Source organism: Aquabacterium sp. T101 (assembly GCF_057219775.1).
Genome location: NZ_JBXVVZ010000001.1, coordinates 565,425 through 580,672 on the forward strand (window position 1 = coordinate 565,425; position 15,248 = coordinate 580,672).

A 15,248-nucleotide genomic window follows, 5' to 3' on the forward strand; every position below is an offset into this window, starting at 1 on the left:
GCTTCAGTAGCCGCGCGAACGGCCACCGCCGCCGCCGCCGAAGCCGCCCGGACGCTCTTCGCGGGGACGGGCCTCGTTGACGACGAGCGCACGGCCGTCGATGTTCTTGCCGTTCATGCCGCGGATGGCGGCCTGGGCGGCTTGCGGCGACTCCATCTCGACGAAGCCGAAGCCCTTCGAGCGGCCGGTTTCACGGTCCATCATCACCTTGGCGGAGTTGACGGCACCGAACTCGGAGAAGTGCTGCAGCAGCGAAGCGTCGGACAGCGAGTAGGCCAGGTTGCCGACGTAGAGTTTGCTGATCATGGGAGAGTTGCCTTTCTGGCAGGGAGATTGCGCACCCCGGTGGATCCAGGAATCGGACGCCTTGGCGCGCGGGGGTTGAACGGGGGTGTGGGGTGGGTGCCGTCGCGGTCAGCGGCGGCGCTGGGGGGCGGGACGCGGAGCGCCGCCGGCCCGGGGTTCGAGATGTCGGAAGGTGATGCGCCCCTTGCTCAGGTCGTAGGGCGACAGTTCGAGCGCCACGCGGTCGCCCGCGAGGATCCGGATGTGGTGCTTCTTCATGCGGCCCGAGGTGTAGGCCACGAGGACGTGGCCGTTCTCCAGAGACACGCGGAAACGCGAGTCGGGCAGCACTTCCTCGACCTTGCCGTTCATCTCGATCAGCTCTTCCTTGGCCATGGATGCTCCTCGGTGTTATGGGTGTGCCGGCGCCTGGGGCGAACCGGTCTCGCGGATCCAGCGACGGCCGTGGTCGGCGGCATGCCGACGCGCGTCGTCGCGGCGCGCGAAGCGGGCCTCGAGGCGGAACACCCGGTCGTGGGTGCTGCGGCCGTGGCCGCTGCGGATGGAGACGGACGGCGCGTAGGTGCCGGCCGGAGTGAGGGTGGTGAGCGGAGACACGAGGTACTTGCCCACCGAGAAAGTCTTTTCGCGGTTGGTCATCAACAGGCGCCAGGCCGGAGGCCGGCCGAGGCGCAGGGAACAGGGAATCGGGCCGGCCCGCGATGTCGGGGACCGGCGGCGTGAAAGGGGTGGAGCTCTCCGAAGGGAGGAGGCTGACGGCGGGGGGACCGAGGATGACGGCCCGAGGTGCCTGGGTGCGCTGCGGCGGTTCTGTGGCCGAGGACCCTGTCAAGCGACAGGCGCCGGGTCAGGGAGCAGACTCACGGCGCGTGCCGCATTGTAGCGCCTTTGTGGCGCGTCAGGACGCCGTGCTGCGCCGACCCATCTCGGGATGGTGCAGGTCGAGCCACGACAGCCGATGGTCGGTACCCGCGGAGAACAGCATGTTCTGCACCACCGCGAGCCCGCGCGTGGCAGGGCAAGGCGCGAGGTCGACCCAGGCGAGACTCTCGCCGACGAAGTCGGAACTCGATCGCAGCAGGCGGCCACCCGACGTCGCCACGAGCAGGATGCCCGCCAGCGATGTCATCGCCACGATGTCGGCCCGCGCGGGCGGACCGGCGGAAGGCCGCCAGCCCGCGTCGGGCCCCGCGACCACCTCCGGTCGCGATGGCCGGGTCCACAGGCGGCCATCGCCGCCAATGGCGTAGAGGGCGCCGCCCAGGCCGGCCATGGCGCGCACGCCCCCTGTCGGCCCGGAGCCGATCGGAGACCATGTGATGTCCTGCTCCTGCGGACGCCGGCAGAACAGCAGGTTGCCCGCGGCGATGCAGAACAGGTGCCCGCGGTCCGCCGCCAGGGCCGACACGCGGTTCGCGTGTCCGATCGGGCGCCAGCGCGCGTCCGCCAGCACCGGATGCCGCAGCCACAGGCGGTCGTCGCGCGTGGTGGCGAACAGCCGTCCCTCCAGCGCCGTCAGCGCCGTGACGTCGCGTGCATGACCGACCGCTTCCCAGTCGAAAGGCCGGCGCGCCGAGAGCCGGCCCAGCACGTTGAGCGTGATGCGCGAGAGCGCGGCGTCGTAGGGCACCGTTTCCATCCACTCGGTGGTGCCGGCACTGAACACGGCCCCACCACGAACCAGCAGCGTGGCCGTGGCCAGCCCGGGCTTGTGCGCCGGACTGGTGAACTCGGCCGAGGCCAGCACCACCGTTGACAGCGGCGCGCCCTCCTCGCCCGTGACACGCGGATGGCCCTCGGGCTCGATCACGAAGCCAGTGGCGTCCGTCTCGTATCCGAGGAAGGGGCGCGTGCGCTGTCCGGTTTCCAGCGCGGCACCCGTCATCGTCCAGTGACCGGGGAAATGCACGGTGTAGGGCACGCGCCCCCCTTCGCTGTACCAGGCGCCATGGGTCCAGCCGACGCCAAGCAACGCGTCCGGCGCACGATGCACCGGCGGCTGGGCGAAGGCGACCGTGGCGTCGGCGGGGTCGGGGACCGGATCGGTGGCCGCCGTCTTCTGGCACACCAGCGTCCGATAGGTGCGTTCGAACCGCACCTGGCGATAGCAGGTGTTGCCCGACAGGCTGACGACGTTGCCGCCGCGGCGCACGAAGCGCTCGACCGCACTGCGCATCGCCCGCGACCAGTACTCGACGTGGTGGCCGAAGACGAGGCAGTCGTAGGCATCGAGCAGGCTGGCGTTGGCATGCAGGTCCACCGTCGACCCATGCTCGACCGTGATCGACTGCGCCTCCAGCCAGCGGATGAAGCCGTGCATGATGGTGCTGGTGACGTAGGCCGGCTCGGGGGGCCGGTTGAAGCTCACGGTGGGCGAGCGCGCGATCCAGCGGCCACCGGACTCGAAGCCGTAGAAGCAGCGTCCGCCCGTGGTGTTGTAGGCCTGCGGCGTGATGAAGTCGGTGGCGAGGAGCACGCGCGACAAGGCGCCGGGCCGCGACGGCCGCACCACGAACTCGACGACAGGGACGAAGTCCGCGGGGCCCGGACCTTCGAGCGCCTGCAGCACGTACAGGCCGGTCGGCCAGTCGGACGGCACCGACAGGGCCCAGGCCACGGGCCAGAAGAACTCGAGCGAGCCGTAGGCGGGGTCGGCATGGGCGCCGACGAGCCGCGTCGTGCGTGTCCGCTCGACGTCCATGCGACCCACCTGCACCACGCGCAACACCACGCTGCGCGCCGAGGCGCCGGCGCTGAGGTGGAAGTCGATCAGGCCACCGGGGGAGGCGGCGGTGATGCTGGTGTACCCGCGGATCGGCATGGGCTCACCCTAGCGCGGCGGCGGCGCCCGAACGATCCCCAGAACTAGGCTCTCAGCCGGGGCGCCGCCTCAGCGTGGGCAGGCCCACGCCGCTCGCGTCGAAGCCGCCGTCCACCGCCAGCACCTGGCCGTTGACGTAGCTGGCCTCGGCGCTGCACAGGAAGCCCGCCGCCGCCGCGATCTCGTCGACGGTGCCGTAGCGGTTGAGCGGGATCACGTCGTGATAGTCGCTGCGGATCGCCACCGAGTGCACCAGCTTGGCCATCTCGGTGTCCACCGGGCCCGGCGCGATGGCATTGACGCGGATGCCGGCATTGCCCAGTTCGATGGCCTGCTGCTTGGTCAGGTGGATCAGCGCGCCCTTGCTGGTGCCGTAGGCCACGCGCAGCGTGGACGCGCGCAGGCCCGAGATCGACGCGATGTTGACCACCGCGCCGCCGCGGCCCTCGCGCAGCATGATCGGTGCGGCGGCCTGGGTGCACAGGAACGCGCCGTCGAGGTTGGTGCCCAGCACGTGGCGCCACTCGTCGTAGCTGGTGTCGAGGATCGGCTTGAACACTGCGACACCCGCGTTGTTGACCAGCGCGTCGATGCGGCCGAAGCGGTCGTCCACCGCGGCGATCGCGCGCGCGACCTGGTCCGGCTTCGACACGTCGGCATGCACCGCAAGCACGCGCTCAGGGTCGGCCAGCTCGCGCTCGGTGCGCGCCAGCGTGTCGGCGTCGATGTCGATCAGCGCGACGCCGTGGTTGCGCGACAGGAACCAGCGGCCGATGGCCAAGCCGATGCCGCGCGCACCGCCGGTGACGACGGCCACGGGTCGCAGGGTGCTCGGGTCGGTCATGCGGGGGTCTCCTCGGGTCGGGGTTCGGGCGGCAGCAGCAGCAGCAACCCGGCGGTGAAGACGGCGATGCCGGACATCGCCAGGAACAGCGTCGTGAAGCCGGTGGCCTTGACCACCGGCCCGAGCGCCCAGACGGCCGCCGAGCTGATGCCCAGCGACACAGCCAGGCGCATGCCGGACACGCGGCTGCGCATGCGGTCGTCGACGAAGCGCACGATGGTCGCATCGATGAACGGGATGGAGCCGAACACGAACACCATCAGGCCGAGCAGCGCGAGCCAGCTCCACCATCCGGGCGCAGCGGAGGCCAGCGCAAGCATCGGCGCCTGGATCAGCACCACCGTCAGCCACAGCGGCTTGAGGGCATGACGGTCGATCAGGCGGCCCATCACCACCTGGGCCAGCGATGCCACCGCATACACCACCGCCAGCAGTACGCCCAGGCGCGACGGGTCGGCGGCGAGGCTGGCCACGCGCTCGCCCAGCAGCTGCGCGTTGCCGTTGGTGGTGAGGTTGAAGATCAGCCCGCCCGACGCCGACGCCAGCGTCACGACCAGCAGCACGCGCGTCAGGGCGCGCGGTTCCAGCCGCACCGCCGCGCGCTGCACGCGCCGGGACGGCGGCTCGCTCTCGCGCGGGGCCAGGCGCCAGAACACCAGGCCGACCGCGATGCTCGCCAGCCCGGGCACGGCGAAGGCCGCGCGCCAGCCCGCGAGTTCCACCAGCACGCCGGTGGTCAGGGCCGCGGCGGCGATGCCCAGGTTGCCGCTCAGGCCGTTGACGCCGATGGCCGCGCCCGGGCGCTGTGCATGCTGCACCAGCATCGGAATGCCCACCGGGTGGTAGATCGACGCGAACGCGCCCAACAGCGTCAGCGCACCGGCCATCTGCCAAGGCCCCTGCGTCACCGACACCAGCAACGCCGACACGCCCATGCCGAAGAAGAACACCAGCATCATCGGCCGCCGGCCCCACAGGTCGCCCAGGCGACCCGACGGGATCGAGCCCAGACCGAACAGCAGGAACGCGCCGGCGCCGAAGGGCATCAGGTCCTCCCATCGGGCCAGGCCGAAGTCCTGCGCGATGGCGCCCACCGCGGTGGCGAAGATCAGCAGGAACAGGTGGTCGATGGCATGCGCGATGTTGAGCAGCAGGGTGACGGAGCGGCGCATGGTCTGCATGCTAACCGTGCGCCTGCGGCCGCCATCGCGCGGCACCCTGCCCCGCCACGCGCCCGCTGGCGATCGACGCCTGCAGCAGGTAGCCGCCGGTGGGCGCCTCCCAGTCGAGCATCTCGCCGGCACAGAACACGCCGGGCCGCGCGCGCAGCATCAGCGCGTCGTCGAGCGATTCAAGCCGCACGCCGCCCGCGGTGCTGATCGCCTCGGCCACCGGCCGCGCCGCGCCGAGCACGACCGGCAGGGCCTTGATCGCCGCGGCCAGGCGCGCCGGATCGCCCATCGCCTCGCGCGGCAGCAGCTCGTGCAGCAGCGCGGCCTTCACGCCGTCCAGGCCGAGCCGGCTCTTCAGGTGCGACGACAGGCTGCGGCTGCCGCGCGGGTGCGCCACCTCGCGCGCCACGCGGTCGGCGTCGTGCGCGGGCAGCAGGTCCAGCCAGACCGTGGCGCGGCCCTCGGCCGCGATGGCTTCGCGGATCGCCGCCCCCGCCGCGTACACGAGGCTGCCCTCGATGCCGTAATCGGTGACGACGAACTCGCCCTGGCGTTCGAACGCGGTGCCGAAGCGCAGCACCACCGGCTTGACCGGCGCCCCGGCGAAGCGCTCGCGCAGATGCGCGCTCCACGGTGCCGCCACTTCGAAGCCGCAGTTGGCCGGCCGCAGCGGCGCGATCTCGGCGCCCGCCTCGCGCAGCCACGGCACCCAGGCCGCATCCGATCCGAGCCGCGGCCAGCTCGCCCCGCCCAGCGCCAGCACCACGCGCGGCACGGCGACGTCCAGAGCGCCCTGCGGCGTGTCGAAGCGCAGCGCGCCATCGGCCGACCAGCCCTGCCAGCGGTGGCGCATGTGGAACGTCACGCCCTGCGCGCGCAGCCGGTGCAGCCAGGCCCGCAGCAGCGGCGCGGCCTTCAGGTCCACCGGGAACACGCGGCCCGAGGTGCCGACGAAGGTCTCCACCCCCAGGCCGCGAGCCCAGTCGCGCAGCGCGTCCGGCGACCAGGCCTGCAGCCACTGCGCCGCCGCTGCCGAGCGCGCTCCGTACCTCGCCACGAAGTCCGGCAGCGCCTCGCCGTGCGTGAGGTTCAGGCCGCCCTTGCCCGCCAGCAGGAACTTGCGCCCCACCGAGGGCATGGCGTCGTACAGGTGCACACGCAGGCCAGCGGCGGCCATCACTTCGGCGGCGGCGAGCCCGGCGGGGCCGCCGCCGATCACGACGGCGGCGTTGTCGGTGTCGGGCGTGGTCACGGACGCATCGTGCCATGCCGGCGCGGCACGGCCCGATGCGCCGGGTGCGTCAGCGCGGCAGCGGCCGGCTGGCGGTGGCGTACAGGTCGGCCAGCGGGACGACGCGGCCGTGCAGCGGCAGGATGCGGTCGATCGGCAGCTTCAGGCGCTCGATGTTGTCGATCAGGTTCACGTTGTTGGCGTTCGGCGTGGCCGGCGGCGGCGTGTTCGGCGGCAGCGGCGTGTAGGCGTCGGCCTGGATCAGCAGCCGCTCCTTCGGCAGGTACACCATCAGGAACCCGTCGTTGTGGATGCTGCCGACGATGCGGTGCAGTTCCACCTTGCGCGTGGCGTCGGCCAGCTCGCCGCGGTCGCCCACCGGCAGGAAGCGCGGTGTGCGCGCCGCCTGGGCCAGGCGGTCGGGTCGCACCGTGTTCGGCGTGGCCAGCGCCCGCTCGAAGTACGGCACGTTGACCGCCTGGGTGACCACGGTCGCGCCCTCGGCCACGGCGGCGCGCAGGCCGCCCGAATGGTCGAAGTGCGGGTGGCTGTTGACCACGAAGCGGATCGGCTTGCCCGGCGCCAGCGCCTTGGCCTGGTCGATCACCGCCTGCGTGCGCGCGTCGTTGAGCGGCGCCTCGACCAGCACGAGATGGTCGGCCATCTCGATGGCCACGCTGTTGTGGGAGCCGCCGGCGAGGAACCACACCCCGTCGGTCACCTTGTCGGCGACGACGCGCTCGCCCTGGTTGCGGGCGGCGTCCGGCACCGCCAGGGCGGTCACGGGCGCGTTGGCCTGCACTTCCTTGACGGCGAGGTCGAGCACCGGATGCCCGCCCGCGGACTGGCGGATGCGGGTCGGGAACCTGACGCCGCCGAAGTCGCGGTAGTCGGCATAGGTCGTCAGCGTCTGCGTGTCGCCCAGCACCGGGTCGGCGTAGGTGGAGGCCACCTGCGTCACCAGGCCGTCGGCACCGATGGTCGCGGACGCCCGGACGCGGCCCGGCACGGCGAACGACAGCACCTGCGTCCCGCCGGACCCCGCGGCCACCGTGGCGTTGCCTCGCTGCGCGGCCCGGAGCACGCCGTGCGGCGTGATCCACAGCTGGTGCACGCGGTCGGCCACGAAGCGCGGGCCGGGCGCCACGTTGCCGCCCACGACGTTCCAGGCGATCTCGCCCGCGACGAACTGATCGTTGCGCTGCTGACCGGCCAGCGGGTAGCCGCCGCCGCCGCGCGGCTCGGCGCGCGACAGCACGATCTCGTCGCGCATCGCCGCCGCCTCGTAGTCCACGGTGCGCACCACGGAGTGATAGGCCACCTTGGGCCAGGGTCCGTTGGGCAGGTAGGCCTGGCCGAAGGTGAAGCCCTCGCCCTCGCCCACGTAGCGGATCGAGCGCAGGCCGGTGGCGCCCATGGCCTGCGACGCGCGGGCGATGACCTCAGGGGCCGAGGGCGGCGCGGTCGCGCAGCCGGCCGCGGCCAGCAGCAGCGGCACCAGGGCCGAGGCCCACAGAAGCCGGCGAAGGGGGAACACGGGGCTCGTCATCGGGCGTCTCCTCGGGCACAAGGCCCGTCGTTGTCTGGCGTATACGCGCCCAGGGGCCCGGCCCTTCCCTCGCCGCGGGGAGACACGCCCGCGGCGGCCCGACGGGCTACTTCTTGCCCAGGCCCATCATCTTGGCCGTCTCGCCGTAGACCGCGGCGCGCTCCTTCATGAAGGCGTCCATCCGGTCGACCCCCACGTTGATGAGCTCGAAGCCGCTCTTGGCGGCCAGTTCCTTCATCTCGGGGTCGGCATTGAGCTGGGCGAACAGGTCCGACAGGCGCTTGCGCGCCTCGGGCGGCGTGGACTTGGGGACCGCGATGCCGCGCATGGCACCGTCGACCCAGTCGACGCCCAGTTCCTTGAAGGTCGGCACGTCGGGCAGCAGCGGATGGCGCTGCGCCATGGCCACGGCCAGCGCGCGCACGCGCTGCTTGTTGTTGATCGCGAACACGGTGTAGGTCAGCGCGCCGTCGATCTGCGCGCCGAGCACCGCGTTGGCAAGGTCGCCGGTGCCCTTGTAGGGCACGTAGGTGGTCTTGATCTTGAACGAGCCGTTGAGCCGCTCGTGCGCCGCGTGGTTGGCCGAGTTCAGCGCCGAGCCACCGAGGTTGAACTTGCCCGGGGTGGCCTGCGCCGCCTTCAGGAAATCGGCGAAGGTCTTGAACGGGCTGGACTCGGGCACCACCAGCGCGTCGGGCGTGTAGTGGTACCAGAACACCGGCGTCAGGTCCTCGGTCTTGTACTGCACCTGGCCCTCGAGCGGCTGCAGCACCACGTGCGGCAGGTTGATGCCGTAGATGTGCGTGCCGTCGGCCGGCAGCGTATTGACCGAGCTCCACAGCACCGCGCCGCCGCCGCCGGCCTTGTACTGCACGATGGTGTCGATGGCCGGGCACTTCTTCTTCAGCACCACCTGCTGATGACGCGCCGAGATGTCGGACTCGCCGCCGGGCGGGAAGGCCTGCCAGTAGTTCAGGTTCTTGTCAGGGCACAGGTTCTGCGCCGAAGCGCCTGCAACCGATGCGAACAGGGCGAGCGCGACGAGGTGCTTCATGCGGGATTCCTGGTGGAGGTCACTGGGGCCAGACGAGCTCGAAGTATTCCAGGATCAGCACCGCCCGTTCACCCACCTGAAAACCCTGAGCCTCGGCGCGCTCGGCGAATTCCTGGCGGTAGGCCACCAGCCACCAGGCCAGCGTGCGGTCGCCTTCGCCGCACTCGAAGGCGAACTCGTCGTCGATCTCGTTGAAGTAGCGCCGCTCCACGTGCGTCAGCCGCACGATGGCGCGCGGCGAGCCGCGGCCGTCGAGCACGACCACATGCTCGCCCGGTCGCGGCAGCGGGTCCCCTTCGGCCTCGAAGTCGCGTTCCAGCGAGGCATGGGCGCGCTTGTGGCCCTCGGCCACCAGCGCGGCCAGCTCGTCGGCCACGGCACGCGTGTGGCCGTAGGCGGTGGCCGAGAAGCCTTCCACGCGCACCTGGCAGGCCTTCTGGTAGTCGAGCCAGAAGGCCTCGATCTCGTCGCGTCGCCCGGGCTGCGGTGGCGTGCTCATGGCGCCTCAGCCCTGGCCGCGCAGCGCCGCGCGCAGCTCGGCACCGATCTCGGGCTTGTCGGCGAACGGGTCGGTCGGGTTGCGCGCCTGCATGATGTCCTCCAGACGGGTCTGCACCGCGCCCAGCGCCTTGGGGTGGCTGTAGATGTAGAAGCGGCGCTTGCGCACCGCGTCGAACACCAGGGCGGCCACCTGGGCCGCGCTGACGCGCCCCGATTCCACCGCCTTGCTCACCATGGCCTGCGCCACGCGCTGGCTGCGCGTGGGCCGGGCCGGCGGCGCAGCCGGGTCGGCCGGCCGGTTGCGGTGGCTCTGGTGGATGCCGGTGGCCACGAAGTACGGGCAGAGCACGGAAGCCCCGACCTGGTCGGTCACCAGCGACAGATCCTGGTAGAGCGTCTCGCTCAGGCTCACCACGGCATGCTTGCTGACGTTGTAGACGCCCATGTTCGGCGGATTGAGCAGGCCCGCCATCGACGCGGTATTGACGATGTGACCCTCGTAGCCGGGGTCGGCCGCGGCGGCCTCCAGCATGCGCGGCGTGAACACGCGCACCCCGTGCGCCACGCCCATCACGTTGACGCCGAGCACCCATTCCCAGTCGGCGGCGCTGTGCTCCCAGATCAGCCCGCCGTGGCCGACGCCGGCGTTGTTGAACACCAGGTGCGGCACGCCGAAGCGGGCGAGCACCGCCGCGCCGAGCGCCTCGACCTCGGCCGCGCGCGACACGTCCAGCCGGTACGGCAGCACCGCCGCGCCCAGCGCCGCCACCTCGGCCGCCGCGCGCTCGAGCGCGTCGGCCTGCACGTCGGCCATCACCACGTTCATGCCCTCGCGCGCCGCGAGGCGGGCGGTCTCGAGGCCGAAGCCGGAACCGGCACCGGTGATCACGGCCGTGCGGCCCTGGAAGGTCTTCATGGGGTCCTTGCTGCCGGCACGGCCGGCGGAGGGAGGACGGCCGCAGCGGCGGGCCGCAGCATCACGACATGGGGAATGCCGTCCTCACCGTGGTTGGGAGCGACGCGCACGTAGCCGAAGCTTTCGTAGAAGCGCTCCAGATGCGCCTGCGCGCTGATGCGGTTGGCGCGTCCCGGCCAGAACCGGTCGGCGCCGGCGACGCCCTCGGCCATCAGTGCGCGGCCGCTGCCGCCGCCGCGCGTCTGCGGCGACGTGATCACGCGGCCGATCGAGGGTTCCTCGAACTTGGCGCCGGGGTCGACCAGGCGCAGGTAGCTGACCAGCGTGCCGGCCGGGTCGCGACCCAGGAGGTGCCAGGACACGCGGTCCAGGCCGTCGGGGTCGAGGTAGGGGCCCTGCTCCAGCACGAACACGCGGCAGCGCAACTGCAGCGCGTCGTAGAGCCCGTCGACGCCGAGGTCGGCGAAGCGGGCCCACTGCCAGTGCACGTCGGAAGCCACCGGCTCAGGCCAGCCTGACGAGCTGCTTGCCGAAGTTGCGGCCCTTGAGCAGGCCGAGGAAGGCCTCGGGCGCGCTGGCGATGCCGTCGGCGATGGTCTCGCGGTACTTGAGCTTGCCGGTAGCCACCAGCGTGCCCAGTTCCTTCAGCGCCTGCGGCCACAGTTCCATGCGCTCGCTGACGATGAAGCCCTGGATCTTCATCCGGTTGACGAGGATCAGCGCCGGATTGGCCATCGGCAGCGGCGCACCGTCGTAGCCGGCGATCATCCCGCACACCGCGATGCGCGCGAACGCGTTGGTGCGCAGCATCACCGCGTCGAGGATCATCCCGCCGACGTTCTCGAAGTGGCCGTCGATGCCGTCGGGGCAGGCTTCCTTCAGCGCGCGCGTCAGCGACTTCAGGTCGCTGTGCTGCTTGTAGTCGATGCAGGCGTCAAAGCCCAGCTCCTCGACGACGTAGCGGCACTTGTCCGGGCCGCCGGCGATGCCCACCGCGCGGCAGCCGCGCTGGCGCGCCAACTGCCCCAGCGCGCCGCCCACAGCGCCCGACGCGGCGCTCACCACCACCGTCTCGCCCGCCTTGGGCTCGATGATCTGCGTCAGGCCCATCCAGGCGGTCACGCCGGGCATGCCCACCGCGCCGAGGTAGGCCGACAGCGGGATGTGCGTCGTGTCCACCTTCTGCAGCACGCCGCGCTGGCCGGCGTCGACGATGGCGTATTCCTGCCAGCCGCCCATGCCGACCACCTTGTCGCCGACCGCGAAGTGCGGATTGCGCGACGCCACCACCTCGCCGGCGGTGCCGCCGATCATCACCGCGTCCAGCGGCTGCGGCTGGGCGTAGCTCTTGCTCTCGTTCATGCGGCCGCGCATGTACGGGTCGAGGCTCAGGAAGTGGTGCCGCACCAGCACCTGGCCGTCGGCCAGCTCGGGCACGGCGGCCTGCACCAGGCGGAAGTTCGCGGCGCTGGCTTCGCCCGTGGGGCGCGAGGCCAGCAGCCACTGGCGGTTGACGATGGAACTCATGGGCATCTACTCCTGGGTGTCGTCGCGGCGCGAGGGCGACTTGGGCGGGCGGCCCTTCACGGGCAGCTTGCGCAGGTACTTGAAGGTGCCCGTGGCATGGGCACAGAGGTGATGGTCCTCGTCGAACACCGAGGCCTCGCAGAAGGCCATGGTGGTGCTGCGATGCAGCACCTTGGCCTTGGCCGCGAGCCGACCCTCCGCCGGACGCATGAACGAGGTCTTCATCTCCACCGTCACCAGGCCCGGCGCGTTCGCGGGGTCGTGGCTGTTGACGCTGCGCGCGGCGTGCGCCATGGACACGTCGAGCATCGTCATCAGCACGCCGCCGTGGGCCACCTCCCACGAGTTGAGGTGGGCCTGCTCCAGGTCCACCTGCACCTCGGCCTGGCCGTCGCCGAAGCGGTGCAGCTCGAGGCCCAACTCCTCGACGAAGGGGATCTGGATCGGGAACTGGAGTCGCGACACGGGCAGGGTCTCCTGGAGGCGGTGGTGGGTGTCAGGCGCCGTGGTGCACGGCCGACAGGCCGCCGTCCACGGCGAGGATCTGGCCGGTGATGTGCTTTCCGGCCGGCGAGCACAGCAGCAGCGCGGCGCCCTTGAGGTCGTCGTCGTCGCCGATGCGGCGCAGCGGGGCCGCCGCGGCGAGCTTGTCCACGCCCAGCGCGGCCAGCGTGCCGCGCGTCATGCGGCTCGGGAAGAAGCCCGGCGCCAGCGCGTTGACATTGATGCCGTGCGGCCCCCACTCGCCGGCGAGCTGGCGCGTGAAGTTGACCACCGCGCCCTTGCTGGTGGCATAGGCGATGAACTCCATGTCGTGCGACCCGGCCAGACCGGCGATCGACGCCACGTTGAGCACCCTGCCCTGGCGCCGCGGCAGCAGGCTGGCGCGCCCGGCCGCCTGGCAGAACAGGAACATGCTGCGCACGTTGAGGTTCATCACCTTGTCCCAGGCCTCGAGCGGATAGTCGGCCATCGGCGCGCCCCAGGTGGCGCCGGCGTTGTTGACCAGCACGTCGATGCGGCCCACGCGCTGCATCGTCTCGTCCACCACGCGCTGCACCTCGGCCGGCTGGCTCGCGTCGGCGGCAATCCAGCGCGTGTCGATGCCGCGCGCCTGCAGGTCGGCCGCGGCCTCCTCCAGGTCGGCGGCCTTGCGCGATGTGAGCACGATGCGCGCCCCCGCCTCGCCCAGCGCCTCGGCGATCTGCAGGCCGAGGCCGCGCGAGCCGCCGGTGACCAGGGCCACCTGGCCCGTCAGGTCGAACAGTTGCGTGACCGGAGTTCCCATGTCAGTCCTTCAGGCGCGAACGCACCACGATCAACACCACGCCGGCCACCGCGGCCGCGAGGCCCCCGGTGATCAGCAGCTCGCCCCAGGGCCCGCGCAGGGGCGACAGGAACCATCCCAGGCAGGCGCCCAGCAGCCCGCCGTAGATCAGGATCCACACCAGGGCTTCCATTCGTTGGCGGCTCATGCGTCGTGCTCCCGGGAAGTGGTCAGAACCAGGCGTCGCGCATGTCGCGGCAGGTGGGGTCGCGCTGCGCCACCACGCCCAGCCACGCCCCCACCTTGGGCAGCTCGTAGCGGAAGAAGTAGCGCATCGCCGCGCGCCGGCCTTCGCAGGCGTCGTCGCCGCGGCCCTCGCAGGCCAGCGCCACGTCGAGCCAGGTCCAGGCCAGCACCACGTGGCCAAAGGCCTGCAGGTAGGGCGTGGCATTGGCCAGCGCCTCCTCGGGCACGCCGGTGGCCCAGGCCGCCTTGGTGGCCGCGCCGAGCGACTGCAGCGCCGCGGCCAGCGCGTTGGCCTCCACCGCGAGACCGTCGACGTGCCCGGCGCGCTGCACCGTCGCGCCGATCTGCGTGGCCAGCAGCTTGAGGCCCGCGCCGCCGTCCATCACCACCTTGCGCCCGAGCAGGTCGAGCGCCTGGATGCCGTGCGTGCCCTCGTGGATCATGTTCAGACGCTGGTCGCGCCAGTACTGTTCCACCGGGAAGTCGCGCGTGTAGCCGTAGCCGCCATGCACCTGGATCGCCAGCGAATTGCCTTCCAGGCACCACTCGCTGGGCCAGCTCTTGGCCACCGGCGTCAGCACCTCCAGCAGCAGCGCCGCCTCGCGGGCGGCCTGCGGCTCGCCGGTGTGCTGCTCGTCCACCAGCCGCGCGCAGCGCAGCAGCAGCGCCAGCGCCCCCTCGGCATAGGCCTTCTGCGCCAGCAGCATCCGCTTCACGTCGGCGTGCTCGATGATCGGCACCTGCGGCTGCGCGGCGTCCTTGCCCGCGCCGGTGATCGGCCGGCCCTGGGGACGCTGCCGCGCATAGGCCAGCGCGGCCTCGTAGCCGGCCATGCCCAGCATGGCGGCGCACAGGCCCACGCCGATGCGCGCCTCGTTCATCATGTGGAACATGCAGCGCAGGCCCTCGCCCTCGCGGCCAACCCGGTAGCCCACCGCGCCGCCCCGCCCGCCCGGCCGGTGCCGGCCTTCGCCGAAGTTGAGCAGCGTGTTGGTGGTGCCGCGCCAGCCGCACTTGTGGTTCAGCCCGGCCAGCACGACGTCGTTGCGCTCACCGGTGAGGCGCCCTTCGCCATCGACCAGGCGCTTGGGCACCACGAACAGCGAGATGCCGCGCGTGCCCGGCACCAGCCGGCCATCCGCCCCGGGCACCTTGGCCAGTACCAGGTGGACGATGTTCTCCGTCAGCTCGTGCTCGCCGGCGGAGATCCACATCTTGTGGCCGGTGAGCCGGTAGCGCGGGCCGAGCGGGTCGGCCTCGAAGTCGTCGCCGTCGGGCACGGCGCGCGTGGCCACGTCGGACAGGCTCGACCCCGCCTGCGGCTCGGACAGGCACATCGTGCCCGACCAGCGCCCCTCGAACTGAGCGCGGGCGAACACCCGCTGCTGGGCCGGCGTGCCGTGCGCGAGCAGCAGGTTGGCATTGCCCACCGTCAGCAGGCCCGCGCCGATGCTGACCGACGCACGCGAGAAGAAGGCATTGGCCGCGGCCTCGATCACGTAGGGCAGGCTCATGCCGCCCCATTCCTCGGTCTGCGCGGCGGCCAGCATGCCCGAGCCGGCATAGGCCTGCCACGCGTCGTGCGTGGCCTGCGGCAGCACCACGCGGTCGCCGTCGGCGTCGGACACGACGCGCGGCTCCTCGGTGTCCACCAGGCGATTGAACGGTGCGTACTTCTCGCGCGCGATGCGCTCGCAGGTGTCGAGCACCGACGCGAAGGTCTCGCGCGAATGCTCGGCAAAGCGCGGCCGCGCCGTCAGCGACTCGACGCCGAGCCAGTCGTTCAGCAGGAAGTCGACGGTCGCGCGCATGCC

Annotated in this window: 17 protein-coding genes; all 17 read right to left on the reverse strand. The window is 71.9% G+C overall.

The window, feature by feature from the left end; genetic code table 11:
- Positions 1-3: 3 nt before the first annotated feature.
- The 17 genes from rbp to AC2EAQ_RS02710 all read right to left on the reverse strand — a co-directional run bounded on the left by rbp (position 4) and on the right by AC2EAQ_RS02710 (position 15,245).
- Positions 4-306, reverse strand: coding sequence for an RNA-binding regulator (gene rbp / locus AC2EAQ_RS02630; RefSeq protein WP_484640162.1), 303 nt, complete (start codon positions 304-306; stop codon positions 4-6).
- A gap of 108 nt (positions 307-414) precedes the next feature.
- The gene (gene infA, locus AC2EAQ_RS02635) at positions 415-681 is read right to left on the reverse strand and encodes a translation initiation factor IF-1 (protein ID WP_484640163.1); all 267 of its coding nucleotides are present in this window, start codon (positions 679-681) and stop codon (positions 415-417) included.
- A 15-nt stretch (positions 682-696) separates the two neighbouring features.
- On the reverse strand, positions 697-945 hold the full coding sequence (locus AC2EAQ_RS02640) for a hypothetical protein (protein ID WP_484640164.1): 249 nt from the start codon (positions 943-945) through the stop codon (positions 697-699).
- Between the two features lie 259 nt (positions 946-1,204).
- Entirely contained in the window at positions 1,205-3,127 is a 1,923-nt protein-coding gene (locus AC2EAQ_RS02645; protein ID WP_484640165.1) for a N,N-dimethylformamidase beta subunit family domain-containing protein, read from the reverse strand.
- A 52-nt stretch (positions 3,128-3,179) separates the two neighbouring features.
- On the reverse strand, positions 3,180-3,971 hold the full coding sequence (locus AC2EAQ_RS02650) for an SDR family NAD(P)-dependent oxidoreductase (protein WP_484640167.1): 792 nt from the start codon (positions 3,969-3,971) through the stop codon (positions 3,180-3,182).
- Positions 3,968-5,143 carry an MFS transporter gene (locus AC2EAQ_RS02655; RefSeq protein WP_484640168.1) on the reverse strand — a complete coding sequence of 392 codons (1,176 nt, stop codon included), beginning with the start codon at positions 5,141-5,143 and terminating at the stop codon, positions 3,968-3,970. Before AC2EAQ_RS02655 ends, AC2EAQ_RS02650 begins: the two co-directional genes overlap by 4 nt.
- A 10-nt stretch (positions 5,144-5,153) precedes the next feature.
- The gene (locus AC2EAQ_RS02660; protein ID WP_484640169.1) at positions 5,154-6,395 is read right to left on the reverse strand and encodes a TIGR03862 family flavoprotein; all 1,242 of its coding nucleotides are present in this window, start codon (positions 6,393-6,395) and stop codon (positions 5,154-5,156) included.
- 49 nt (positions 6,396-6,444) lie between these two features.
- The gene (locus AC2EAQ_RS02665; protein ID WP_484640171.1) at positions 6,445-7,923 is read right to left on the reverse strand and encodes an MBL fold metallo-hydrolase; all 1,479 of its coding nucleotides are present in this window, start codon (positions 7,921-7,923) and stop codon (positions 6,445-6,447) included.
- Positions 7,924-8,029: 106 nt separating this feature from the next.
- A complete protein-coding gene (locus AC2EAQ_RS02670) occupies positions 8,030-8,977 on the reverse strand; it encodes a tripartite tricarboxylate transporter substrate binding protein (RefSeq protein ID WP_484640172.1) in 948 nt (315 codons plus the stop codon).
- A 19-nt stretch (positions 8,978-8,996) separates the two neighbouring features.
- On the reverse strand, positions 8,997-9,476 hold the full coding sequence (locus AC2EAQ_RS02675; protein ID WP_484640173.1) for an ASCH domain-containing protein: 480 nt from the start codon (positions 9,474-9,476) through the stop codon (positions 8,997-8,999).
- 6 nt (positions 9,477-9,482) lie between these two features.
- On the reverse strand, positions 9,483-10,394 hold the full coding sequence (locus AC2EAQ_RS02680) for an SDR family oxidoreductase (RefSeq protein WP_484640174.1): 912 nt from the start codon (positions 10,392-10,394) through the stop codon (positions 9,483-9,485).
- On the reverse strand, positions 10,391-10,894 hold the full coding sequence (locus AC2EAQ_RS02685; RefSeq protein WP_484640175.1) for a GNAT family N-acetyltransferase: 504 nt from the start codon (positions 10,892-10,894) through the stop codon (positions 10,391-10,393). The genes AC2EAQ_RS02680 and AC2EAQ_RS02685 overlap by 4 nt, the downstream gene beginning before the upstream one ends.
- 4 nt (positions 10,895-10,898) lie before the next feature.
- Positions 10,899-11,921, reverse strand: a complete 1,023-nt coding sequence (locus AC2EAQ_RS02690) for an NADP-dependent oxidoreductase (protein ID WP_484640176.1) — start codon at positions 11,919-11,921, stop codon at positions 10,899-10,901.
- Positions 11,922-11,927: 6 nt separating this feature from the next.
- Entirely contained in the window at positions 11,928-12,386 is a 459-nt protein-coding gene (locus AC2EAQ_RS02695) for a PaaI family thioesterase (protein ID WP_484640177.1), read from the reverse strand.
- 31 nt (positions 12,387-12,417) lie between these two features.
- A complete protein-coding gene (locus AC2EAQ_RS02700; protein ID WP_484640178.1) occupies positions 12,418-13,209 on the reverse strand; it encodes an SDR family oxidoreductase in 792 nt (263 codons plus the stop codon).
- A 1-nt stretch (position 13,210) separates the two neighbouring features.
- On the reverse strand, positions 13,211-13,396 hold the full coding sequence (locus AC2EAQ_RS02705; RefSeq protein ID WP_484640179.1) for a hypothetical protein: 186 nt from the start codon (positions 13,394-13,396) through the stop codon (positions 13,211-13,213).
- A 22-nt stretch (positions 13,397-13,418) separates the two neighbouring features.
- On the reverse strand, positions 13,419-15,245 hold the full coding sequence (locus AC2EAQ_RS02710; protein WP_484640181.1) for an acyl-CoA dehydrogenase: 1,827 nt from the start codon (positions 15,243-15,245) through the stop codon (positions 13,419-13,421).
- Positions 15,246-15,248: the final 3 nt, after the last annotated feature.